This is a genomic window from Iodidimonas gelatinilytica (assembly GCF_008579125.1).
Taxonomy (GTDB): domain Bacteria; phylum Pseudomonadota; class Alphaproteobacteria; order Sphingomonadales; family Rhodothalassiaceae; genus Iodidimonas; species Iodidimonas muriae.
In genome coordinates, this window is record NZ_BKCL01000012.1 from 1 (window position 1) to 20,721 (window position 20,721).

23 protein-coding genes, 1 tRNA gene and 1 pseudogene are annotated in these 20,721 nt (G+C 54.8%); 8 read left to right on the forward strand and 17 right to left on the reverse strand.

Annotated features, from left to right (window positions below; translation table 11 throughout):
• Window positions 1–173 precede the first annotated feature (173 nt).
• From JCM17844_RS12140 to zwf, 6 genes and pseudogenes are all read right to left on the reverse strand, one after another.
• A pseudogene (locus JCM17844_RS12140) lies at window positions 174–817 on the reverse strand (bifunctional 4-hydroxy-2-oxoglutarate aldolase/2-dehydro-3-deoxy-phosphogluconate aldolase).
• 27 nt (window positions 818–844) lie between these two features.
• Window positions 845–2,653 carry a phosphogluconate dehydratase gene (gene edd, locus JCM17844_RS12145; RefSeq protein ID WP_150001200.1) on the reverse strand — a complete coding sequence of 603 codons (1,809 nt, stop codon included), beginning with the start codon at window positions 2,651–2,653 and terminating at the stop codon, window positions 845–847.
• A 40-nt stretch (window positions 2,654–2,693) separates the two neighbouring features.
• Complete coding sequence (locus JCM17844_RS12150; RefSeq protein WP_150001201.1) at window positions 2,694–3,053, reverse strand: hypothetical protein; 360 nt, start codon at window positions 3,051–3,053, stop codon at window positions 2,694–2,696.
• The gene (locus tag JCM17844_RS12155) at window positions 3,008–3,310 is read right to left on the reverse strand and encodes a hypothetical protein (protein WP_150001202.1); all 303 of its coding nucleotides are present in this window, start codon (window positions 3,308–3,310) and stop codon (window positions 3,008–3,010) included. Before JCM17844_RS12155 ends, JCM17844_RS12150 begins: the two co-directional genes overlap by 46 nt.
• Before the next feature lie 65 nt (window positions 3,311–3,375).
• Window positions 3,376–4,089 (reverse strand): 6-phosphogluconolactonase, encoded by a 714-nt coding sequence (gene pgl, locus JCM17844_RS12160; protein ID WP_150001203.1) that lies wholly within the window; start codon window positions 4,087–4,089, stop codon window positions 3,376–3,378.
• On the reverse strand, window positions 4,082–5,572 hold the full coding sequence (gene zwf, locus JCM17844_RS12165) for a glucose-6-phosphate dehydrogenase (RefSeq protein ID WP_210431927.1): 1,491 nt from the start codon (window positions 5,570–5,572) through the stop codon (window positions 4,082–4,084). The genes pgl and zwf overlap by 8 nt, the downstream gene beginning before the upstream one ends.
• 278 nt (window positions 5,573–5,850) lie before the next feature.
• Between zwf and JCM17844_RS12170 the strand changes: the two genes are divergently transcribed.
• Window positions 5,851–7,440 (forward strand): sodium:solute symporter, encoded by a 1,590-nt coding sequence (locus tag JCM17844_RS12170; protein WP_150001204.1) that lies wholly within the window; start codon window positions 5,851–5,853, stop codon window positions 7,438–7,440.
• A gap of 1 nt (window position 7,441) precedes the next feature.
• Here JCM17844_RS12170 and JCM17844_RS12175 read toward each other — a convergent pair whose 3' ends face one another.
• The 5 genes from JCM17844_RS12175 to JCM17844_RS12195 all read right to left on the reverse strand — a co-directional run bounded on the left by JCM17844_RS12175 (window position 7,442) and on the right by JCM17844_RS12195 (window position 11,670).
• Complete coding sequence (locus JCM17844_RS12175; RefSeq protein WP_150001205.1) at window positions 7,442–8,266, reverse strand: substrate-binding domain-containing protein; 825 nt, start codon at window positions 8,264–8,266, stop codon at window positions 7,442–7,444.
• Window positions 8,260–8,487, reverse strand: a complete 228-nt coding sequence (locus JCM17844_RS12180; RefSeq protein WP_150001206.1) for a LacI family DNA-binding transcriptional regulator — start codon at window positions 8,485–8,487, stop codon at window positions 8,260–8,262. Before JCM17844_RS12180 ends, JCM17844_RS12175 begins: the two co-directional genes overlap by 7 nt.
• A gap of 87 nt (window positions 8,488–8,574) precedes the next feature.
• Window positions 8,575–9,390: a class I SAM-dependent methyltransferase gene (locus tag JCM17844_RS12185; protein WP_210431928.1), complete on the reverse strand. Its 816-nt coding sequence runs from the start codon at window positions 9,388–9,390 to the stop codon at window positions 8,575–8,577.
• 109 nt (window positions 9,391–9,499) lie between these two features.
• Window positions 9,500–10,162, reverse strand: a complete 663-nt coding sequence (locus tag JCM17844_RS12190; RefSeq protein ID WP_150001207.1) for a glutathione S-transferase family protein — start codon at window positions 10,160–10,162, stop codon at window positions 9,500–9,502.
• Window positions 10,163–10,314: 152 nt separating this feature from the next.
• Window positions 10,315–11,670 carry an NF038122 family metalloprotease gene (locus tag JCM17844_RS12195; RefSeq protein WP_150001208.1) on the reverse strand — a complete coding sequence of 452 codons (1,356 nt, stop codon included), beginning with the start codon at window positions 11,668–11,670 and terminating at the stop codon, window positions 10,315–10,317.
• A gap of 227 nt (window positions 11,671–11,897) precedes the next feature.
• On the opposite strand from JCM17844_RS12195, the gene JCM17844_RS12200 reads away from it, so the two are divergent.
• The 3 genes from JCM17844_RS12200 to JCM17844_RS15350 all read left to right on the forward strand — a co-directional run bounded on the left by JCM17844_RS12200 (window position 11,898) and on the right by JCM17844_RS15350 (window position 13,521).
• Complete coding sequence (locus JCM17844_RS12200) at window positions 11,898–12,521, forward strand: peptidoglycan-binding domain-containing protein (RefSeq protein ID WP_150001209.1); 624 nt, start codon at window positions 11,898–11,900, stop codon at window positions 12,519–12,521.
• A 74-nt stretch (window positions 12,522–12,595) separates the two neighbouring features.
• A complete protein-coding gene (locus JCM17844_RS15345; RefSeq protein WP_210431929.1) occupies window positions 12,596–13,054 on the forward strand; it encodes a DMT family transporter in 459 nt (152 codons plus the stop codon).
• A gap of 17 nt (window positions 13,055–13,071) precedes the next feature.
• Window positions 13,072–13,521, forward strand: a complete 450-nt coding sequence (locus JCM17844_RS15350) for an EamA family transporter (RefSeq protein WP_235899006.1) — start codon at window positions 13,072–13,074, stop codon at window positions 13,519–13,521.
• A gap of 68 nt (window positions 13,522–13,589) precedes the next feature.
• On the opposite strand, the gene JCM17844_RS12210 is transcribed toward JCM17844_RS15350, so the two are convergent.
• The 3 genes from JCM17844_RS12210 to hisI are packed head-to-tail and all read right to left on the reverse strand — an operon-like array spanning window position 13,590 to window position 17,078.
• Entirely contained in the window at window positions 13,590–15,758 is a 2,169-nt protein-coding gene (locus JCM17844_RS12210) for a prolyl oligopeptidase family serine peptidase (RefSeq protein ID WP_307725806.1), read from the reverse strand.
• A gap of 39 nt (window positions 15,759–15,797) precedes the next feature.
• Window positions 15,798–16,574, reverse strand: coding sequence for a hydroxyacylglutathione hydrolase (gene gloB / locus JCM17844_RS12215; RefSeq protein WP_150001210.1), 777 nt, complete (start codon window positions 16,572–16,574; stop codon window positions 15,798–15,800).
• 30 nt (window positions 16,575–16,604) lie between these two features.
• Window positions 16,605–17,078 (reverse strand): phosphoribosyl-AMP cyclohydrolase, encoded by a 474-nt coding sequence (hisI, locus tag JCM17844_RS12220; protein WP_150001211.1) that lies wholly within the window; start codon window positions 17,076–17,078, stop codon window positions 16,605–16,607.
• A gap of 110 nt (window positions 17,079–17,188) precedes the next feature.
• Between hisI and JCM17844_RS12225 the strand changes: the two genes are divergently transcribed.
• Window positions 17,189–17,692: an iron-sulfur cluster assembly scaffold protein gene (locus JCM17844_RS12225; protein WP_210431932.1), complete on the forward strand. Its 504-nt coding sequence runs from the start codon at window positions 17,189–17,191 to the stop codon at window positions 17,690–17,692.
• On the opposite strand, the gene JCM17844_RS12230 is transcribed toward JCM17844_RS12225, so the two are convergent.
• The 3 genes from JCM17844_RS12230 to JCM17844_RS12240 form a co-directional block, all read right to left on the reverse strand.
• Window positions 17,647–17,871, reverse strand: coding sequence for a hypothetical protein (locus JCM17844_RS12230; RefSeq protein WP_150001212.1), 225 nt, complete (start codon window positions 17,869–17,871; stop codon window positions 17,647–17,649). The genes JCM17844_RS12225 and JCM17844_RS12230 overlap by 46 nt on opposite strands.
• 96 nt (window positions 17,872–17,967) lie before the next feature.
• Window positions 17,968–18,450, reverse strand: coding sequence for a free L-methionine (R)-S-oxide reductase MsrC (gene msrC, locus JCM17844_RS12235; RefSeq protein ID WP_150001255.1), 483 nt, complete (start codon window positions 18,448–18,450; stop codon window positions 17,968–17,970).
• 142 nt (window positions 18,451–18,592) lie between these two features.
• Window positions 18,593–18,669, reverse strand: a tRNA-Ile gene (locus JCM17844_RS12240).
• Window positions 18,670–18,997: 328 nt separating this feature from the next.
• On the opposite strand from JCM17844_RS12240, the gene JCM17844_RS12245 reads away from it, so the two are divergent.
• From JCM17844_RS12245 to JCM17844_RS12255, 3 genes are read left to right on the forward strand one after another with little or no spacing between them, the layout of a single operon-like run.
• Window positions 18,998–19,936 (forward strand): CsgG/HfaB family protein, encoded by a 939-nt coding sequence (locus tag JCM17844_RS12245; RefSeq protein ID WP_150001213.1) that lies wholly within the window; start codon window positions 18,998–19,000, stop codon window positions 19,934–19,936.
• 23 nt (window positions 19,937–19,959) lie between these two features.
• Window positions 19,960–20,259 (forward strand): hypothetical protein, encoded by a 300-nt coding sequence (locus JCM17844_RS12250; protein WP_150001214.1) that lies wholly within the window; start codon window positions 19,960–19,962, stop codon window positions 20,257–20,259.
• Window positions 20,260–20,304: 45 nt separating this feature from the next.
• A complete protein-coding gene (locus JCM17844_RS12255) occupies window positions 20,305–20,718 on the forward strand; it encodes a DUF4810 domain-containing protein (RefSeq protein ID WP_150001215.1) in 414 nt (137 codons plus the stop codon).
• Window positions 20,719–20,721 lie beyond the last annotated feature (3 nt).

Here is a 20,721-nt window from a genome sequence, read left to right on the forward strand (position 1 = left end):
CATGTCCAAGTTCCGGGAACCGGGGATGCTTCTTCGTCGTTTACCGGCCATAAAATGGCCGCACCCCCAGTCCAGATGATCACGAGGACGGTAAAAGATTTTGCAATCGATTGCAATAATGATTTTGCAAAATTCTGCGCAAGAAAACGCTCTTTCAGGCAGTCGGAAAGGGTTTAGCCAGCTGCTGGCCCCGCCGCATTGTGAAAGGCATCTTTGGACAGGCGTTCAATCTCTGCCCAATTTTCATGCTGCACAGCGTTTTTTGGGGCCACCCAGCTACCGCCCACACACAGCACATTGGCAAGATTTAAATAATCCCGCGCTTGGTGGCGTTGATCCCGCCGGTGGGGCAGAAAAACACATTGGGAAAGGGGCCGGAGAAATTCTTGATGGCCGCCACACCGCCCGAGGATTCGGCAGGGAAGAACTTCAAATGGTCAAAGCCATGGTCATTGGCACGCATGACCTCTGATGCGGTGGCCACGCCGGGCAGCAAAGGCACCGTGCTGGTTTGTGCGGCTTTTGCCACGGCGTCGGTCAGGCCGGGGCTTACGGCGAAGCGCGCACCGGCTTGTTCTACCCGTTTCAGATCGTCCGGCGTGCGGATGGTGCCGGCCCCCACAATGGCACCGGGCACCTGTTGTGCCATGGCTTCGATGGCTGGGATTGCAGCGTCTGTACGCAGGGTAATTTCAAGAACCCGCAAGCCGCCGGCCACCAGGGCCTGTGCCAAAGGGACGGCGTGCTCGATATGGTCGATTGCCAGAACCGGGATCACCGGTGCGGTGGTCATGATTGTGTGGATGGCCTGTGTCATATGCAGTTTTCCTTGATGATGGGCCTTTTATCCCAGAATGAAAGAGGCACCCTCTTCGGCTTTGGAAACGGCCTGACGTGCCGATGCGAACAGTTCGCGGCCCATGCCAAAGTGGTAGGAGGATATATCCGCCTGCTCCGGCGTGCGGGCGGCGAAGTCTGCATCCTCAAGCAGCACATCCAATGTTCCGGCGTCCGCATCCAGCCGGATGATATCGCCGCTACGGATGCGCGAGATCGGCCCCCCGTCCACCGCTTCCGGGGTCAGATGAATGGCCGCAGGCACCTTGCCCGATGCGCCCGACATGCGGCCATCGGTGATCAGGGCCACCTTGTGGCCTCGCTCTTGCAAAACACCCAGGCTGGGGGTCAGCTTGTGCAATTCCGGCATTCCATTGCTGCGTGGCCCTTGGAACCGCACCACGGCCACCACATCCCGGTTCAGCTCTCCGGCTTTGAAGGCTTCGACCAGTTCGCTTTGATGATGGAACACCCGCGCCGGCGCTTCCACCACACGATGTTCGGGCTTCACTGCCGATATCTTGATCACGCTGCGGCCCAGATTGCCTTCTAAAAGCTTCAGGCCACCGGTGGCAGAAAAGGGATTGTCCACGCCGCGCAACACATCTTCGTCCCCGCTTTTTTGCGGAGAAGGCCGCCAGACCAAGCGATCGCCTTCCAATCCCGGCTCCACCGCATGCTGGGATAGGGGGGCACCATATATGGTTTGAATATCGCCGTGCAAAAGCCCGGCATTCGTCAGTTCGCGGATCAAAAAGCCGATCCCGCCCGCTGCATGGAAATGGTTCACATCCGCCGAACCATTGGGATAGATGCGTGTCAAAAGGGGCACAATATCCGACAGATCGGAAAAATCCGTCCAGTTGATCTTTATGCCTGCCGCTTTGGCAATGGCCACCAGATGCAATGTATGATTGGTGGACCCGCCGGTGGCCATCAGCCCCACCATGGCATTGACGATGGCGCGTTCATCAATCAGCCGCCCCAAAGGCGTATGGGCATTGCCAAGGCCGGTGATGGCGGCGGCCCGTTTTGCTGCATGGGCCGTCAAAGCATCGCGCAATTTCGTATTGGGATGCACAAAAGCCGCACCGGGCAGATGCACGCCCATCATTTCCATCATCATCTGATTGGAATTGGCCGTGCCATAGAAGGTGCAGGTGCCGGGGCTGTGATAGGATTTGGCTTCGGCGTCCAACAGCTCTTCGCGGCCCACCTTGCCTTGGGCAAAAAGGGCGCGCACACGGGCTTTTTCATCATTGGGCAGGCCCGATGGCATGGGGCCACCCGGCACGAAAATAGCAGGCAGATGGCCAAAGCTCAGAGCGCCGATCATCAGGCCCGGCACGATCTTGTCGCAAATGCCCAGTGCCAGCACCGCATCGAACATATTGTGCGATAGGGCGATGGCGGTGGCCTGTGCAATCACATCGCGGGAAAACAGCGACAGGTCCATGCCGTCCTGGCCTTGGGTAACGCCGTCGCACATGGCGGGGACACCCCCGGCGAACTGTGCCGTGGCACCGGCCTCGCGGGCGGCCAATTTGATCAGATTGGGAAAGCGTTGATAGGGCTGATGGGCCGACAGCATATCATTATAGGCAGACACAATGGCGATATTGGGCGCCCGCTCGCCGCGCAAGCTGGGCTTGTCGCCTTCCGCTGCGGCAAAGCCATGGGCCAGATTGCCGCAAGACAAGGTGCTGCGATTGGGGCCCTCGCGGTGCGCGGCCTCTATGCGCTCAAGATAATCGGCGCGGCTTTGGGTGCTGCGCTCGCGGATGCGGGTGGTCACTTCGGACAGTGTGGGATGCATCCTGTGTCTCCTCATTTCTCTGGCAAATAGGCTTATAGGCTTAATTCGGTATGGTTGATTGGCGGCACGAAATACCGCCTTCATGGCATGTGACGGGATCAATGGGTGAAAGAACCCCATATGGGTTGGGCTTGGGCCGTGTCCCATCGGGCTCGAAGCCGAAATTCACGAAGATCTGTGCCATGCTCATATGCAAAAATCCGCCGCCCATAATGACGGCCATATTGGCCCGTTCTACCAAAGCCTGACGGGTATCGGGCTCTTTTTCGTCCAGCCGCAAGGCTTTTTGGGCAGCTATGAATGTTTCATCCGCCTGCCAATCGGCTTTATGATCGATCCGTGTATTCAAAAACCCTAACAGATCACCTGCCGGCCATTGGCAAGGGGCACCTGTGCCCATTCGGCAGGGCCGTCCTGGGCGGTATCGTCTTCCGGTTCAATCCGGTCCCGCCGCGGTGTGATCAGCACATTCAAAGGCGGAAAAACTTGCGGCCATTGGGTTTCGGCAATGGGCTCCAAAGGTTTCGTCTCCGTTTCCGCATCCTGATCGGCCACGGATGGGGGCATAGGCTCCGCCGTTTCCTGTGCATTGGCCGTCATCAGGCTTATGCCAGAAATGCTCAGATATATAAGCGCCGCAGACCAGAATTTCCGCATATCGACCCCTTGCCGTTTCGTTTGTCCAGACCCGATCAATATGGGGTCACTCCCATGGGGAAAGGTCAAGGGGCCCAGTGGACCTCAACCGGCACCTCATGCTGATGCAAGATCGCGCGGATGGGCATTTCATATATATCCGTTCCCGCCATTGCCCGATCATAGACATGACGCTTGCCGGCGCCTTTTAGCATCAAGATGATCCGGGCCGAATCCAAAAGCGCGGGCAGGGTCAGGGTCATGCGCTCAAAGGGGGCATCTTTTGGCAGGATTTTCGGTGTCAATCCAAGGCACAGATCCGGCCCTTCAAGGGACAAGGCGGCGTCCAGCGCCTCGGCTCCGGGAAAGAGCGAAGCGGTATGGCCGTCTTCGCCCATGCCCAAAAGCACCAGATCCGCAGCCCATGGGAAATCCATCAGACGCTTTTGAATGTCTGGCGCCCCTTCCACCGCTGTCTTGGCCGGTGTTTTGAGGCTGATAAACGGGGCTTTTCTTGCATAATCCACAAGCAAGCTTTCATGCACCAGTTTTTCATTGCTGGCCGGATGGTCCGCATCCACCCAGCGATCGTCGGCCAAAGTGATGCAGATCTTTTCCCAATCCAGTTTGCGCTTTGCCAAGCGCTGGAACAGGGCTTTGGGGGTGGAGCCACCGGAAACGATCATTCCGGCAATGTCCCGCGCCTCGGTGGCTTCCGCCAAGGTTAAGGCCACATGTCCGGCCAGGCTGTCGGCCATGGCTTCGGCATCGGGATATTCGACAAATAATGGTTCAATCATGCCAGCTATGCCCATAGCGTTCGGTGAGCGCCACCGAAGCTGCAGGCCCCCATGTTCCGGCGGAATAAGGTTTGGGTTTCAAGTCCAGATCCCGCCATCCTTTGGAAATGCCGTCCACCCACGCCCAGGCCGCTTCGGTTTCATCGCGGCGCACAAACAAGGTGGAATTGGCGTTCAAGACATCCAGCAATAAGCGCTCATAAGCGATGCGGCGACGGCGGGTGCGCGCCTCTTTGGTCATGGAAAGATCCAAAGACACCTCTTGCAGTTTCATGCCGTCACGGCCCAGCCCCGGCACCTTGTTCATTACGCACAGCTTGATATTTTCTTCCGGTTGCAAGCGGATTACCAGCTTGTTGGAATCTAAAGTGAGATTGCTTTCTTCGGGGAAGATCGAATGGGGCACCCCTTTGAACTGAATGAAGATCTCGCTATAGCGATAAGGCAGCCGCTTTCCGGTGCGCAGATAAAAAGGCACACCGCGCCAGCGCCAATTATCAATATCGGCGCGCAAGGCCACAAAGGTTTCCGTGCGGCTTTCTTGTTGCGCTTCATCAAGATAGCCCGGAACCGCCGTACCGCCAACCGCGCCTTCCGTATATTGGCCGGCCACGGATTTCAGCGTGTTCTCTTGTTTGGTGATGGGCCGTAAAGACCGCAAAACCTTCAGCTTTTCATCGCGCACCGCATCGGCATCAAGGGTGCTGGGCGGCTCCATTGCCACAAGGCACAAAAGCTGCAGCATGTGATTTTGCAACATATCGCGCAAAGCGCCTGAGTCGTTATAATAGGACCAGCGCCCTTCCACGCCCACTGTTTCGGAAATGGTGATCTGAACCTGCTCGATGCCATTGGCATTCCAAAGAGGCTCGAACAGGGAATTGGCAAAGCGCAATGCAAGCAGATTCTGGACCGTTTCTTTTCCAAGATAATGGTCGATTCGGTATATGCGGTCTTCTGTAAACACGGCACCCACCGCATCATTGACCGCCCGGCATGATTCAAGATCATGGCCAATGGGTTTTTCCAGAACGACGCGGGTGTTTTTGCCGGCCAGTCCGTTGGCTTCGAGATGGGTGCATATGTCGCCATAAAAGCGTGGGGCTGTGGAAAAATAACACACAAGCTCGCCGCCTTCATCCAGACGCACCGCCTTGGCCAAGGCATCAAACCCGGTGCCTTCCACTGCATCCACAGGGCAATAATCGATGCGCTTAGCAAAGCGTTGCCACTGGGCTTCATCATAATAGTCTGCGGCGATATGGCTTTTCAGGCGCTCATGCACCGTTTTTAGAAACCCGTCGCGGTCAAGATCAGACCGGGCCGCCCCGATAATCCGGACATCATCGGCCAAATGCCCATCACTGTCCAAAAAATACAGAGAGGGAAACAGCATGCGCATGGCCAGATCACCGGTTCCGCCAAAGATGATCAGATCACTGGGTCGGTTGGTGCCGTGTTCTTGCATAAAACTATCCCGCATTCGTCAAATCATGCCTGTATACGCCGTCATGTACGGCGTTTTTGGTCATAAAATAAAGAGATGAAGGCATTCTATGGCATAAAAATAATGTTAAGCACATTGCAATCGATTGCAAATATTTGCACAGTGATAGGGTGCTTTTGCCAAAAAGGGGCGCTAGACTGCCGGAGATTGCCCGATCAAGGGCAGCAAAAATCGCAAAAGCTTTAAAAGTTTCTTGGATAGAGTCACCCAAAATAGGGTGAGACGCCGGGAACCAGAACGCTTTGGGGAGACATATGGAACTGGGTATCTCACTGCATCCGATCGATATCGGGTTGATTTCCGCCTATTTCGTGATTGCGATCGGTTTGGGCATTTGGTTTGGCCGGAAGCATGATACGGCCAGCGACTTTTTCCTTGCCGGTCGGGGCATGCTGTGGCCGGTGATCGGGCTGTCGCTTTTTGCCTCCAATATTTCCAGCACAACGCTTGTGGGCTTGGCAGGGTCGGCTTATTCCACTGGCATTTCCGTGTTTAACTATGAATGGATGGCTGCGGTTGTCCTTGTGGTGTTTGCGGTGTTTTTCCTGCCCGCTATTTTGCGCGCGCAGGTTTATACCATGCCGGAATTTCTCTCTAAACGGTATGATGATCGGGCGCGCACCTATTTCTCCTTATTGACGCTGTTTCTCAATATCGTGGTGGATACCGCCGGTGGGCTGTTTGCGGGCGCTTTGCTGTTGCAAATGATGTTCCCCGCCCTCGATATCTGGACCACCGTTACGGTTTTGGCCATTGCCGCCGGGATCTATACCATTGCGGGCGGTCTTGCGGCGGTGATGTTCACAGATGCCATTCAGGCGGTGTTGTTGGTGATCGGATCTGTGCTGATTACCATTTTCGCTTTGGAACAGGTGGGCGGCTGGGACGCCGTTGTGGCCGCTGTGCCGCAAGACAAATTAAGCCTGATCCGTCCGCCGGGTGATCCCGGTGTGCCTTGGCCCGGCCTTGTTACCGGTGTCTTTTTGCTGGGATTTTATTTTTGGTGCACCAATCAATTCATGGTGCAACGCTTATTGGCGGCCAAGAATATCAATCATGGGCGCTGGGGTGCCTTGTTTGCCGGTTTTCTAAAGCTGCCGGTACTGTTTATCATGGTGGTCCCCGGCACCATCGCCATTTTGCTTTATCCCGATATTGAAGACCCCAATCTGGTCTATCCCACCATGTTGGTGGATTTGCTGCCGGTGGGCATTATGGGATTGGTTCTGGCGGGATTTGTGGCGGCTTTGATGTCGCAAATTGACAGCACGCTCAATTCCGCATCGACCCTTGTGACCATGGATTTCGTGCGCCGCATCTGGCCGCAGCTGAATCCGCACCAGTTGATGCGTGCCGGGCAGATATCGACCTTTGTGTTTATGTTGCTTGCCGTGCTTTGGGCGCCGCAGATCGCAAAATTCCAATCGATCTTTGAATATTTGCAAGCGGTTCTGGCCTATACGGTGCCGCCCATTGTGGCCATGTTCGTGTTCGGGGTCTTGTGGCGTCGCGCCAATGCCTCGGGCGGTTTTGCGGCTTTGGTGGTCGGCGGTTTGGCCGGGGTGGTGTTTTTCATCGGTAATCAGGTGCTGGTGGATGAACCGGTGATCAGCTTTTTATATGTGGCCCCCATCCTGTTCGTGATTTCCAGCATCACTTTGGTGGTGGTCAGCCTGATGACCCCGCCGCCATTGCCGGAAAAAACCGAAGGATTGTTGTGGACGCCTGCCACATGGCATGCGGAATCCGAAGATCTTGCCGCTTTGCCCTGGTGGCAGAATTACCGGATTTTGTCGGTGGGTCTGTTGGCGGTCACGGCTGTCATTGTGATCAGCTTTTGGTAGCCTAATCGGCTTGGTGCGCGCCGCTGGAGGCGCGTACCACCAGCTCCGGGGTCATCATCAAAGGCGCGATGGCTTCCCCGGCAATTTTCGACATCATCAGATCCACCAACAACCGCCCGCCTTGCAAAATATGCTGGCGTACGGTGGTGAGCGGTGGATTGTACCATGTGGCCAAGGCGATATCGTCAAAACCGGTGATGGCCACATCTTTGGGCACATGGATGCCCCGCGCCTGCAGGGCATTGATGGCTGCCATGGCCAGAACATCACTGGCGGCCACCAGCCCGTCGAAGGCCAAAGTCTTCAGATCCAGATGCGCGATCACCCGATGGGCATCCTCGCTGGTAAAGCGGCTGTCAAACACCAGATCCGGGTCTATTTCGTGGCCCGCAGCTTCCAGCGCCCGTTGGTAGCCTTTATATCGCAATTCCACTTCTGGCCAGCTACGATGCCCCATAAAGGCAATGCGTTTGCGCCCTTGTGCAATCAGGTGCTTTGTCGCTTCAAGGGCGCCGGTTTCATTGTCGCAGCCTATAGTGGAATAGCGCTGGTCTGGCAGCCGTCCGCCCCACACAACCATTGGTGCACCGGTATCGGCCATACGGTTCAGGGTTTCATGCTGGGAGGATTGGCCGATGATGATGGTGCCGTCGGCCCGGGAGCTATCAAGGGCGGCATCGGGCCAATGTCTGTCTCCGGCATTGACGCGGCTGAGCAAAAGGTCAAAGCCGCGGGCATTCAAGGCATCGGCGATGGCCCCGAGCAATTCCATGAAGAACGGATCGGAAATCGGCTGCTGTTGCTTGGCATCGATGGGGATTACCACGCGATGGTGCCGGTGCGTTTCAAGCGGAAGTTCCGTGCCTGTTCATTCACCACATAGTTGTGGCTATGGGCAATGCGGCGCACCCGGTCTTTGGTTTTGGCATTCACCAAAGGGCTGTCGGCCAAAGCCCGCGACACGGTGGATTCCGATACCCCCGCCAGACGGGCGATATCGGACATGGTTTTGATATCCGCTTTGGGCGTGGATCGCCGAATGGTCATGATTGGTCACTCATGGCCCGCTTCAGCTGGATCGGGATGGTGAAAAGGGCCGCCACAAAGGCGAAGGGCGATACCATCCCGCGATCCTTATTGTCCCGGCTTGACAAATTTCAGCGTCATCCGGTCGGATTCGCCGATTGCCTGATTTTTGCGCCGTTCTTCATCGCTTCCGGCGCGTAAAACCGGCGGCAAGCCCCAGACCCCGATTTCATAATCCTTGGTGTCTTTGGGATTGGCATTGATCTCGCTTTGATCCGCAAGCACGAAACCCGCTTTCGTAACGGCTTCGATCACGAAGCTTTGTTTCAGATAACCACGCCGGTCAGCGGGGGTATTGGGTGAGTCTTCATTTTCCCGGTGTTGCACCACCCCCAGCACGCCGCCGGGCTTCAAGACGCGGAAAAATTCGGCGAGAACCTCTTCCAGCACATCACTATATACCCAGCCATGCATGCTGCGAAACGCAAGGATGGCATCCACACTGTCATCAGCGGCAAAGCCGTCTTCGGTCAGCATGAAGCGGGCAAAGGCCTTGTCGCCAAACAATTTGCCTTTGGAGGCGATATAATTATCGCGCCAGGCATGGGACCGCGCCCGGCGGCCAGCATCTTCGGAGAGATGCGGTGCTGTGTTCAGCGCGATATAGGTGCCCTTGTCCCGGAGCAGATCCCCCAGAATTTCCGTGTACCAGCCGGGCAGCGGCTCGGCGACCGTCATATCGGCGGTGATGCCAAAGAATTTCAGGGTTTCGGCTGGATGGCGATAGACATCCCGCGCCTTTTGATCGGCGGTGCGATACGGATTTTCCGTAACCGCCCGGTCAATGGCATCGCTGTCTTGCGCTGCAAGCCGGTGCGCAGGCAGCAGCATCATGAGCGCGAGAAAGAGGTGCGAAAGACGCATAAAATATCTCCATAAAGAAAGGCCCCGGTAGAAGGCTACAAAAGCCGGGGCCTTGCTGCAAGAAAAAGGACAGAGTTTGTGCGCTTAAGAGCTGCCTGCTTTCATGGTTTTAGCGTTGGAGCATTGCCCGTGCCGCTTTCACTGCCGCTTCATCATCAATGGTGCGCGGTGGCACGGACACGCCCCTTTCTGCCGCCGGACGGGCCGCAATACGGTCTGCCCATGCTTTCAGATTGGGCAGGCTATCGATTTCAAGACCGCACCAGGCATGGCTTCTGACCCAGCACCAGTTGGCGATATCGGCGATGGAATAGTCACCCACCAGAAAATCCCGGCCTTCCAAGGCGCGGTCAAGCACCCCATAAAGACGCATGGTTTCATTTTGATACCGTGCAATCACCGAAGGAATTTGTTCGGGGAAATAGCGGGTGAACACATTGGCCTGCCCCTGCATCGGCCCCAAGCCACCCATTTGGAACATCAGCCATTGGATGATTTGCGAGCGTGCTTTGGGATCGCTTGGCAAAAGTTTGCCGGTTTTTTCCGCCAGATACAGCATGATCGCGCCAGATTCAAAGACCGCGAAATCATCATTGTCGCGGTCAATGATTGCAGGAATGCGGCCATTGGGATTGATCTTCAAGAACCAGTCTTCTTTCTGCTCCGCCGCCATCAAATTAATGGCCTTCACAGTATAGGGAAGGCCCATTTCTTCCAGAGTGACAGACACTTTGAAGCCATTGGGGGTGGCGGCGGTATAAAGATCGATCATGACGGGTTTTCCTATTGGGGCATCGGCTGGCCGGTTTGACATGGAAAGATTTTGATATGGGCCAACAAAGATAATGCGCGATACGAACAAACGCATCGCGCATTCACATTTATTTGACTGTTTAGATCAAAGCGCCGATCGGCAACAGTGTTTTAAGCGGCTTGGTGCCCCTGCCGACGTCGCTGGGTCGCACCAAAGCCGATCAAGCCCAATCCTAAAAACAGGACCGTTGCTGGCAGTGGAATATCAAAACCAATCACATCGAAAACCGCCAGATCGATCGCGCTGATATCCACCTGTTCACCGCGGCCGGCTGTGGGGTCCATGATACCGAAGGGAGAAATCACGCCGAAGACCTCGATCAAATGCGATGCCTGACTGCCGCCTAGATCGATGATCGTGCCATCGGGGAACTGGAACTGGAAGCCGCCATTGAAGCTGCCCGACGAGAAGGGGGCGATTTGCGTTTTACCACCATCGAATGAAAAGAATGGAATGTCGGTCCGGTTGGCGAATTGCGTATCGAAATCATCAAAAGTCAAAGGCCCGTTGATGCCCAGATGGGAGGTTAGATCGAAGCCAAGGAAATTGCCCTGCCCATCAAATGACAGATCGGAAAAGCGGAACAGATCCATCGGCGAGAACACAGCATTGAAATTATCGGGAACATTGAAGACCGCATTCACGATTTCGAAGATATTCACATTGGCCAGAATATCACGGGTGATCACGGCATCGGCGGGGAGGCCCAAAAGTGCCCGGAAGAAATCCGCATTGGCGGGATCTTCCACCACGTCACGGACAAATTCCGCCGTGGGGCCAGCGCCTGTAAACTGATCCACGAAATCCACACCACTGACAAAACCCAAGGCATGGCCGATTTCATGGGCGGCCACGCCGATAAAATCGAAGGCGTTTGCATCAATTCCGTCAGAACGGTTGAAATCAAATTCAAAATCCGAATTGAAGGTGACAGAGCCATCCACCACACCATCAAGGCCAGTGAATCCCAAAGCCTTCAGATTGGCGGTGTTCACATCCAGCGCCGTATTATCAATGGTGGAAAACACGCTGTTCCCTGCCGAATCGAACGAGATTCCCGGGCCGCCATCGAAGGTTCCCAAGGTATTGGTGAAAAACGAGAGACTATCGTCTTGCACCAAATTCTGGACGGCAACTTTATCTTTGCCGCTGGTCTGATCTGCGGCCAAGGCATCACGGAACACAGAATAATTGACCACCGCCGAGGAAGACCCCGTTTGGCCGATCACATTGGGCGCAAGCGGTGCGAATCCCACATCCAGTATGATGGTGGTGTCATCTTTCAGGCGCGTTTCCCAGAATCGTGCGGCTTTTTCAAAACCCTGACGGGCATCATTGGCCAAGGCCGGATCAATATTGGGATCGAAATTGAAATTCAGATCAATCTGGATGGCATGTGCCGGTGCGGAAAGTACCAAAATACCTGCTGTAAGAGCGCCGCTTAAAAACCGTTTCATGTTTTTCATTACTCTACCCTGATTGCATTTATTATCATTCAACACAATCCAAGCAATTCTTGTGCCATTTAATTCAACGGAAGAATTCCACGTTTTAAGCCTTTGGTTTAAGAAAACCTGTCGGAATTTTTATCAAGAACGACGCCGTACACCGTTTATCTGTAAAAAAATTCGACAGTTGACAGGCGGGCCCCTGCTCGCCACGCCATGAGAGACAAACTTTAGAGGACCCGATCATGTTCAAAGCGTTTGCTGTTTCGCTGTCCGCAGCGTGTCTTGCTACGACCTTTTGCACCGCGCCCGCTTGGGGGGCAGACACAAACGAGCGTTTTGCCGTGGAAGGCGGGGGCGCACAGGCCTGCTCTTTGTTTTTGGAAGCCGAGCGGGATCGCAAAGAGCAATACACATATTATATCGGCTGGGTTCAGGGATATCTGACGGCGTTGAACCGCTTTCAAGATGATACTTTCGATATGGTGCCGTGGCAAAATACCCAGTTCCTGACCCTCGCTCTCATATCCTTTTGCAAAGACAATCAAGATACGCCCCTGTTTCGGGCGACGGATTATTTGAGCCTTGTCATGTCGGAACAACGGCTGCGTAGTGAATCCAAGTCTCTCGTTCTGGGGCAAAGCGATAGCAGCATAATCATCTATCAAGAAATTCTGCGCCGCGCTCAGGCCAAATTGATCCAGGGTGGATTTCTGGAAGGCACCGCCGATGGGACATTCGGCCCGAAAACCCGCCTTGCTCTGGAAGCGTTTCAAAAATCGAAAGAGATCGAGGTGACGGGCCTGCCCGATCAAGTCACGCTGTTTCATCTGTTTGCCGAAGGGCTGCCGACTTCGGGGAAGAATTGATGGGGGAGATATCGTCTCATCGCTTGGCGAGGCTTGGAGAATAAGGCCCGCCTACACAGATCAAGGCCGTCTTCATGATGCAAAACAAGCCGGAAGGCTCGGGGGCGAAACTGGCTTTAATGGCGCTGTTCATCGGGGCCATCGGCATTGGCTTTGCACCCATTTTCGTGCGCTATTCCGATATTGGTCCGGTTTCCACTGCCTTTTGGCGCATGGTTTTGTCGGTTCCTCTTCTGGCCTTGTGGATGGCGGTAACGCCCCGCCCCAAAAAGCGCCCTTATAATTGGGGATTATTGGCTTTGTGCGGTCTGTTTTTTGCCGCCGATCTGGGGCTGTGGCATTGGTCGATTGCCTTAACATCCGTGGCCAATGCAACGCTTTTGACCAATTTGAATCCTGTGTTCGTGGCCTTGGCGGGCTTTGTGCTGTTTCAAGAACGCTTTTCCCGCCTGTTTTTGCTGGGCTTGGTGGCCGCTTTGGTGGGGGCTGTGGCCCTGATGGGGGCCAGCTTGAATTTGCGCCCGAACGTCTGAACGGGGATCTTTTGGGGATGGCATCTGCGGTGATGTATGCGGGATATTTCATCACCGCGGCAAAGCTGCGCGCCAATCATGGCGCTCTTGAAATTCTGGTATTCACCGCCATTGCCACCGCCATAGCGCTGTTTGGGGTGGCGCTTGTATCAGAGCCGGACATCCTGCCCACAACGCCGGAAAGCTGGCTTCCTTTGATCGCGCTGACACTGGTTAGCCAGATCATGGGGCAGGGATTGATTGTTTATGCCTTGGCGCATTTGCCAGCCGCTTTTTCCGCCGTGGGGTTGCTGTTGCAGCCGTTGATAGCCGCCTTGGCCGCATGGCTGTTGTTCGCGGAACGTCTCGGCCCGTGGGAATTGGCCGGAGGTGGGGTGGTCTTGTTGGGTATTGTGCTGGCCAGATTGGGAAGCCTGAACCGCCGCCGCATCCGGGCCGGGGACAGTGCTCCGCAAACGCTGATCTGATGGATTTGAAAAAGCCGGGGGGCGCCGGAAAAGCACCCCCCTTGCTATAGATGCTCAAGAGCCGGGCGTTAGTCCGCGTCTTTCAGTTCTTGCAAGAACCAGGTGACGATCAGCGCATCGCGCATGGCCCCTTGTTTGAGATTGGCCGCCCCCGCATGGCCGCCTTCGATATTTTCATAATACAGCACTTCATGGCCTTGCTGCATCATCTTGGCTGCCATTTTGCGGGCATGGCCGGGATGCACCCGGTCATCGCGGGTGGAGGTGGTGAAGAACACCGGCGGATATGTCACGTCTTTAGAGACATTCTGATAGGGCGAATAGGTTTCGATCCATGCCCGTTCCGCTGGAATATCGGGATCGCCATATTCGCCAATCCATGATGCACCCGCCAACAGCTTGTGATACCGCAGCATATCGAGAAGCGGCACCGCTGAAACCACGGCCCCAAACAATTCTGGATTGCGCACCATGGTGGCGCCGGTCAGCAAACCGCCATTGGAGCCGCCATAAATGCCCAGATGCGGGGCGCTGGTCAGACCTTGATCGATCAGATCGCGTGCGACAGAGGCAAAATCCTCATAGGCACGGGGACGGTTTTCATTGAGCGCCGCCTTATGCCAGCGGGGGCCGAATTCTCCGCCACCCCGGATATTGGCGACGGCATAAGCGCCACCTTGTTTGAGCCATTCAATGGCCAAGGGCGACAAATAATTGGGGGTGAGAGAGATTTCAAACCCGCCATAGCCATAAAGGATGGTGGGAGTAGAGCCGTCCATCGCTGTATCTTTGGCACGAATCAGGAAATAAGGAACGTTGGTGCCATCGTCGCTGGTGGCGAAATGTTGCGCCACTTCATAGGCAGACGCATCGAAACGCGCCGGCATGGCTTTGATGGGTTTTGCGGTTGTCTCATCAATCAGATACAGCGTGTCCGGCTCTAAGAACCGTTCAAAATTCACCAAAAGGGTGTTGGTAAAGCCACTGCCCGAAACGATGGACACATTGCCGGTTTTCGGCAGATCCGCATCTGTCAGGGTCCAGCCTTCCGCAGTGGGTTGGGCTTTTGCCAAACGCCCGCGCACCTGATCCAGAAGAGCCACATAAATCGCATCGCGGCCAATCTGCACGCCTTCGATGGCCATGCTGTCGGTCGGCTTGGCAATGATGGTCATGCTTGAGGCTGTGCCTTTCAGCAGATCGTCAAGGGGCAAGGACACCACAGCGCCCGCCGGGGCCATCACATCCCCCACGGTCCACTCGCTGCGCAAAAGGGCGATCACCCGGCCTTTGAACAGACCTTGGAAATTGGCGTCATCGGGAAGAGCCAATTCGGTCAGCTTGTTGTCAGACCCCACATGATACAGGGTTTCATGGAAGAAATCCGGTGCACGGGAAATGAACAATTCGGTGCCTTCGGGGCGGTGGATAACCACCGGGAAGGTGAAGGCATCGGTTTCGGCGCTGCTAAACAGGGTTTCGGCGGCGGCCAGATCCGAGCCACGTTGCCAAATCCGCACCGTGCGAGCATAACCCGATGTGTTTTTGGAGCCGCCCGCATGGGGGCTGGCCACAAACAACCGGTCCGCATCGATCCAGCTGACCGATTGCTTTTCTTCCGCAAGATAAAAGCCATCTTCCACAAAGCGGCCGCTTTGTGCATCGAATTCGCGGGAGACCACCGCATCGGCGCCGCCGCGTGACAGATTGACCATGCAATGCCGGTTATCGGGAGCAAGGCAGCTGGCCCCTTTCCAGACCCAGTTTTCCCCTTCTGTTTCGGCCAAGGCATCCAGATCGAGGATCACCTCCCATTGCGGGGATTCGCTTTGATAGCTTTCAAGAGAGGTGCGCCGCCAGATCCCGCGCACATGGGTATCGTCTTGCCAGAAATTACGCACCTCATCACCGATGATCTGGCCATAGGGAATACGGTCGGATGCGGTGCGGATTTTTTCTGCCGCCGCGCGAATGTCTTCATAGCGCGGATCGCCTTCCAGCCGCGCCAAAGACACGGTATTTTGCGTGCGCGCCCATTCAAGAGCCTTGTCGCCCTCCACTTCTTCAAGCCACAGATAAGGGTCGCCCGATTGCGTCTGCTGCGTCACGGATTCGTTGCTTTCTTTCGTCGATTTTTCGGAATTTTGCGCGTCACAAGCAGCCAAAGTCAGCGCGACACTTGCCGCCATCCCCAGCCGGCACATCCCGCGCCACGATAGATATCGTCTATGGTCCATCTCAGTTCTCCCCAAAATGATGGTTAAAATTTTATGGTTTTAAAACGCATCCTTACGTTTGCGTATTTGTGCAAATACGTCCACATCACTGGCCGCTTCCATGCCCAATTGCTTGCGGATTTCCGGGCTGTGCGGCCGCAAGAACGGATTGGTGGCACATTCGATACCCATAGTGGAGGGCACGGTGGGCTGGCCTTCGGCACGCAGGGCGGCCACCTCTTTCATCCGTGTCAGCAGGGCCTGATTTTCCGGTTCGATGGTCAGGGCAAAGCGGCCATTGGCTTCGGTATATTCATGGGCGCAACATATCAGTGTTTCTTCGGGTAGCGCCGCCAATTTGCGCAAGGAGTGCAGCATCTGTTCCGGCGTGCCTTCAAACAGGCGGCCACAGCCCAAAGAAAAGAGCGTGTCACCGCAAAACAAGGCTTTCTGGTCGGCAAAATAATAGGCCACATGACCGCTGGTATGGCCCGGCACTGCTATCACTTTGCCGCGTGCTGCGCCCAGATGCACATTGTCTCCCTCGCGCACCCATTTGTCGGCCCCTTTGATACGGTGACGGTCCGCATCCGGTGCCACGATCCGCGCTCCATAAAGAGCCTTCAACTCTTCTGCCGCGCCAATATGATCGGCATGATGATGGGTGAGCAAAATCACCTCCGGCTTCCAACCAAGACGATTCAGCGCTGTTTTGACAGGCTGCGTCCAGCCCGGATCGACCACGGCCACTTGCCCGCTTTCAGGCTCTCGCACCAGATAGACATAATTGGCCAAAGGCTGTTCGATGAACACCAGTTCGATCTGGAAATCGCTCATCCGTTTTCTCCGTTTGATCCCGAGATGCGCTCAGGACGGTTGATCTTTTCCATAGACATCGTCTGGCACATAGGTTTTTGCGGCGGTTTCCTCAAGCTGTGCTGTGCTTGCGTCTTGGCCGGAAACACGGCGGTAAAAACAGCTTTTATGCCCCACATGGCAGGCACCGGGGCCGTGTTGATGCACCCGCAGCCATACCGCATCCTGATCGCAATCAAGGCGGATCTCCAGAACATCCTGATAATGCCCCGAGCTTGCGCCCTTTTTCCAAAGGGCTTGGCGCGAGCGGCTATAATAATGCGCGACGCCGGTTTTTATGGTCAGGGCCAGGGCTTCGGCATTCATATAAGCCAGCATCAAAGGCATGCCGCTTTCATGATCGGTGGCAATGGCCGGGATCAGCCCATCGGGGCCAAAGCGGGGCGTCAGGGCGGTCCCTTGCTCCAAGGCGGTTTTGTCCGCAGGAGGGGGGGCAAAGGAAATTGATTGAGATAAGCTGGTCATGGCCGCACTTTGCCCCGAACTGTGGGCTTTGACCAGAGTGCTTGAACGATGCGCGCTCAGGATGTGAAGAGTGCTTGGATTTTGCCCGCATAGCTCTTATTTCATGGGGTATGAGCGCTTTATATAATAAAGACATTCTGCGGCTTGCAACCGAGATCCCGTTTACCGCGCCTTTGGCGGATGCGCAGATCAGCATCACCCGCACCAGCCGCATTTGCGGATCGCGGCTGAGGCTGGATGCGATTTTCGATGATCAAGGCCGGTTTTTGAAATTGGGATTGGATGTGCGGGCCTGCGCTTTGGGCCAGGCGACAACAGCCATTGTCGCTCCAAAGCTGATCGGGCTTGACCGGCAAAGCCTTGCCCGCGCAGCGGATGATTTTCGCGCCATGCTTCAGGAAAACGGACCACCGCCTGCGCCGCCTTTTGAAGCCCTGCACATTCTAGAGCCGGTGCGAGATCATAAATCCCGCCACGCCTCTGTGATGTTGATTTTCGACGCCGCTCTGGCCGCACTTGATGGCTGGGCCGAAAAGTCCAAAGGCGAGCTGAGCGCCGATGGCCCGTCTCACGCCTGTGTTCTGGGTGAAGAGGGCGGCGTAGCCCGGTCTTGATGGATGGTATAAAGCTGCGATTGCGCAATGCCGGTGAAGATTGAACGGGAAAGGCGCGTGAAATAGGAAAAATCCGTTTCATCGGCCAAACGCGGTGGATGAGACACAAAAATCGTCTTGTAAATGCGGAGTGCTCGATCAAGATCCTCGCGGGTGATATTCGGGGAGATAGCCGGCATGATGCACTGTTCCGTTGCTAAGCCATGACCCCTGCCCTTTGTATCGATCACATTTTCGTGTAATGCAAGACTTAATCCATCCTCTTTGAGGATATTTTATGCCGGCCCTTTCCCAAAAATATCGTTAAGTATTTGTTCTAACCACTGTTTATCGACTTCGTTAAAGCTATTGAGTGTGGTGGAATCCACATCGAAGACAGCCATCAGTGTGCCATCGGGCCGTGTAACCGGCACGACAATCTCTGACTGGCTGCGCGAATCACAAGCGATATGGCTAGGAAACGCATTCACATCAGCCACAAGTTGCGTTTCTTTGCTTTGGGCGGCCACGCCGCACACGCCTTTGCCGAATGGAATGCGCAAACAGCCCAGCGTGCCTTGATAAGGCCCCACCACGAGTTCATGCGGTTTTTCGGGATCGACCATATAAAAGCCGGTCCAGAAATAATGATCGAAGGCTTGTGACAGGAGGCACGACACCGTGGCCATCCGTGTCACCTCATTGGGTTCGCCTTCAAGAACGGCGGAAATTTGCTTTGCAACCTCGCCATATCGTCGGGCTTTTTCTGCATCTTGCATAAGGCGCTCCCAAAACAGATCGAAATTGTGAAAGAAATCGAAGATGGGGATGGCCCCCAAAGCGTGGCTTTTAAGATGATAGGGCACGGCGTGCGTTTCGACCCCGGATCACCAATTTTTCAACGCCACACCATTAAGGACGTGGTGGGCCCGGCAGGACTCGAACCTGCGACCAAACCGTTATGAGCGGTTCGCTCTAACCAACTGAGCTACAGGCCCCTATTGCTGTCCAATAAGGAATATGTGCCCTAGATAGCAATGCCCTTGGCCGAGGCCAAGAACCAAATCGGAGAAAATGCATTTTAACAGGCTTTGCCCCCAGATCCCGCGGATCAGATGCGATCTGCCCCGGATCTTGCGCAAAAGTGCAGCGATAAAACTTTGACGTAAAATACGGAAGGGGCGTTTATCGCTTCCCCACAAGGGCCAAAGCGTAGGATTTTACAACCTTCATTTTTAGTTTGGAGTTGAAATAGAAAATTTCTTGTAAATCACTAAAATTTTATCCAGATTGTCTTCATAAGTCCGCCAAAGGGGGAAAACTGTCGTGAGGTTGAATAAATTGGTTGCATGCGTGGCATTTGCCTTTGCATGCGTTTTGGCATTCCCAAATTCTGTTGTGCCATCCGTTCATGCGCAAGAAACGGTGGCATCGCCGCAGCTCAAGCAAAAAATCGCCATTGGCCGGTTCACCAATGAAACCCGTTACGGAAAAAGCTTGTTGCGTGATCAAGATCTTGACCCCCTTGGCAAGCAAGCTGCGGATATTTTGGCTGCATATCTCACGCAGTCGGATAAATTTCTGGTTTTTGAACGCTCTGACCTTGTTGAAATTCAACGCGAACAATCCCGTTCCGCACCTGCCGAGGCTGAAAAGAAAGAACGTATTATTGGCGTTGATACCTTGATCCTGGGATCGGTGGTTGAATTTGGCAGCACGGTGGATGGCAAACGCGGCTTTTTCAATAAAAGAAAAACCCAAAGAGCGCATTCCAAAGTGGCCGTGCGCTTGGTGGATGTCAGCACGGGATTGGTCTTTCATTCTGCCACGGGGTCCGGCGAGGCAACCACTGAAACGCATACCATTCTTGGCATGGGGAGCACTTCGAAATTCGATGGCACCCTGACCGATAAAGCGCTGTCCGTTGCCGTTGAGGACATGATCGAAGAACTTGTCAATACGATCTCCGCTCGGCCCTGGAAGACCGATATTTTGCAGGTGCGCGGCGAAACGCTCTTCATTTCCGGTGGCAAAAGCCAAGGCTTGAAAGTGGGCGATATCCTTCAGGTCATGCGCAAAGGCGAAACCATCGAAAGTGCCCAAACCGGCTTCGATATCACGCTTCCTGCCGAAAAGGTGGGGACGGTGAAAGTGGTCCAATTATTTGGTGAAAGCGAAGTCAATGAAGGGGCTGTCACCCAGCTGTTGTCTGGCACTGTCGCGGAAGATGGCTTTTCCGATTTGTTCGTGACCACGGGTCAATGAGCCAAAGATATAGGGGACTATCGATGACAAAATTTTTCGTGGCACTGGCCGCCAGCCTGCTGTTAGCAGCCTGCGGCAGCATGCCCAAACACGCCAATGTGCGGAGCGATGAGCCGGCAATTGTTCAGGTGATCGGCGCACCGGAAGGCTCCAGTGTTTTGTGGGATGGCGCCATTCTTGGCCAAACGTCGGGCAAAACGACACGTTTTGAAGTGGGAGCCGGGTCTCACAAACTGGTTGTGCGCACCGGAACACAGATTTTGTTTGATCGTGACATCTTCATTCAGGATGGAACAACGAGAAACATTCAAATCGGCCAATAAGGGCTTGGCATTCGAATAGGATTGCCAAAAAAGGGGGGCTTGGAAATGAAAAGAGGAACAACTGCGATTGCCGTTGTGATGGCGCTTGGCTTGGGTGCTTGTGCCTCAAAGGAGAATAGCGGTCTTTATGATTGGAACGGCTATCAAGGGGAATTGCTGGCCTATTATAAGAACCCGCAGGAAAATCAGGCTTTTTCCGAACAGCTTTATGCAAATATTGAACTGGCGGAGCAAAATGATCGGGTTCCGCCCGGTATGTATGCCGAATATGGCTATGTGCTTTTGCAAATGGGCAAAACGGACCAAGCCCTTGCCTATTTTGCCAAGGAACGGGATCGCTGGCCGGAATCTGCTTATTTGATGACCAAGGTCATTGACCGGCTGGGGGGCGCTATCGCGTCATTGGACGAGAATCCATCAACGGATGATACAGCGCAGACTAATGCGACCGGGCAATAAAGG

Excerpts from the sequence above, each read along its gene's own strand:
- JCM17844_RS12170 (WP_150001204.1), top strand. The coding sequence starts at position 5,851 with ATGGAACTGGGTATCTCACTGCATCCGATCGATATCGGGTTGATTTCC.
- JCM17844_RS12195 (WP_150001208.1), bottom strand. The coding sequence starts at position 11,670 with ATGAAAAACATGAAACGGTTTTTAAGCGGCGCTCTTACAGCAGGTATT.
- msrC (WP_150001255.1), bottom strand. The coding sequence starts at position 18,450 with ATGCAAGATGCAGAAAAAGCCCGACGATATGGCGAGGTTGCAAAGCAA.
- edd (WP_150001200.1), bottom strand. The coding sequence starts at position 2,653 with ATGCATCCCACACTGTCCGAAGTGACCACCCGCATCCGCGAGCGCAGC.
- JCM17844_RS15345 (WP_210431929.1), top strand. The coding sequence starts at position 12,596 with ATGATGCAAAACAAGCCGGAAGGCTCGGGGGCGAAACTGGCTTTAATG.
- JCM17844_RS12190 (WP_150001207.1), bottom strand. The coding sequence starts at position 10,162 with ATGATCGATCTTTATACCGCCGCCACCCCCAATGGCTTCAAAGTGTCT.
- JCM17844_RS12230 (WP_150001212.1), bottom strand. The coding sequence starts at position 17,871 with ATGCCGGCTATCTCCCCGAATATCACCCGCGAGGATCTTGATCGAGCA.
- JCM17844_RS12155 (WP_150001202.1), bottom strand. The coding sequence starts at position 3,310 with ATGCGGAAATTCTGGTCTGCGGCGCTTATATATCTGAGCATTTCTGGC.
- zwf (WP_210431927.1), bottom strand. The coding sequence starts at position 5,572 with ATGCGGGATAGTTTTATGCAAGAACACGGCACCAACCGACCCAGTGAT.
- gloB (WP_150001210.1), bottom strand. The coding sequence starts at position 16,574 with ATGAGCGATTTCCAGATCGAACTGGTGTTCATCGAACAGCCTTTGGCC.
- JCM17844_RS12250 (WP_150001214.1), top strand. The coding sequence starts at position 19,960 with ATGACAAAATTTTTCGTGGCACTGGCCGCCAGCCTGCTGTTAGCAGCC.
- pgl (WP_150001203.1), bottom strand. The coding sequence starts at position 4,089 with ATGATTGAACCATTATTTGTCGAATATCCCGATGCCGAAGCCATGGCC.
- JCM17844_RS12210 (WP_307725806.1), bottom strand. The coding sequence starts at position 15,758 with ATGGACCATAGACGATATCTATCGTGGCGCGGGATGTGCCGGCTGGGG.
- JCM17844_RS12200 (WP_150001209.1), top strand. The coding sequence starts at position 11,898 with ATGTTCAAAGCGTTTGCTGTTTCGCTGTCCGCAGCGTGTCTTGCTACG.
- JCM17844_RS12150 (WP_150001201.1), bottom strand. The coding sequence starts at position 3,053 with ATGGGCACAGGTGCCCCTTGCCAATGGCCGGCAGGTGATCTGTTAGGG.
- JCM17844_RS12225 (WP_210431932.1), top strand. The coding sequence starts at position 17,189 with ATGAGCGCTTTATATAATAAAGACATTCTGCGGCTTGCAACCGAGATC.
- JCM17844_RS15350 (WP_235899006.1), top strand. The coding sequence starts at position 13,072 with ATGGCATCTGCGGTGATGTATGCGGGATATTTCATCACCGCGGCAAAG.
- JCM17844_RS12180 (WP_150001206.1), bottom strand. The coding sequence starts at position 8,487 with ATGACCATTCGGCGATCCACGCCCAAAGCGGATATCAAAACCATGTCC.
- JCM17844_RS12185 (WP_210431928.1), bottom strand. The coding sequence starts at position 9,390 with ATGCGTCTTTCGCACCTCTTTCTCGCGCTCATGATGCTGCTGCCTGCG.
- JCM17844_RS12255 (WP_150001215.1), top strand. The coding sequence starts at position 20,305 with ATGAAAAGAGGAACAACTGCGATTGCCGTTGTGATGGCGCTTGGCTTG.
- hisI (WP_150001211.1), bottom strand. The coding sequence starts at position 17,078 with ATGACCAGCTTATCTCAATCAATTTCCTTTGCCCCCCCTCCTGCGGAC.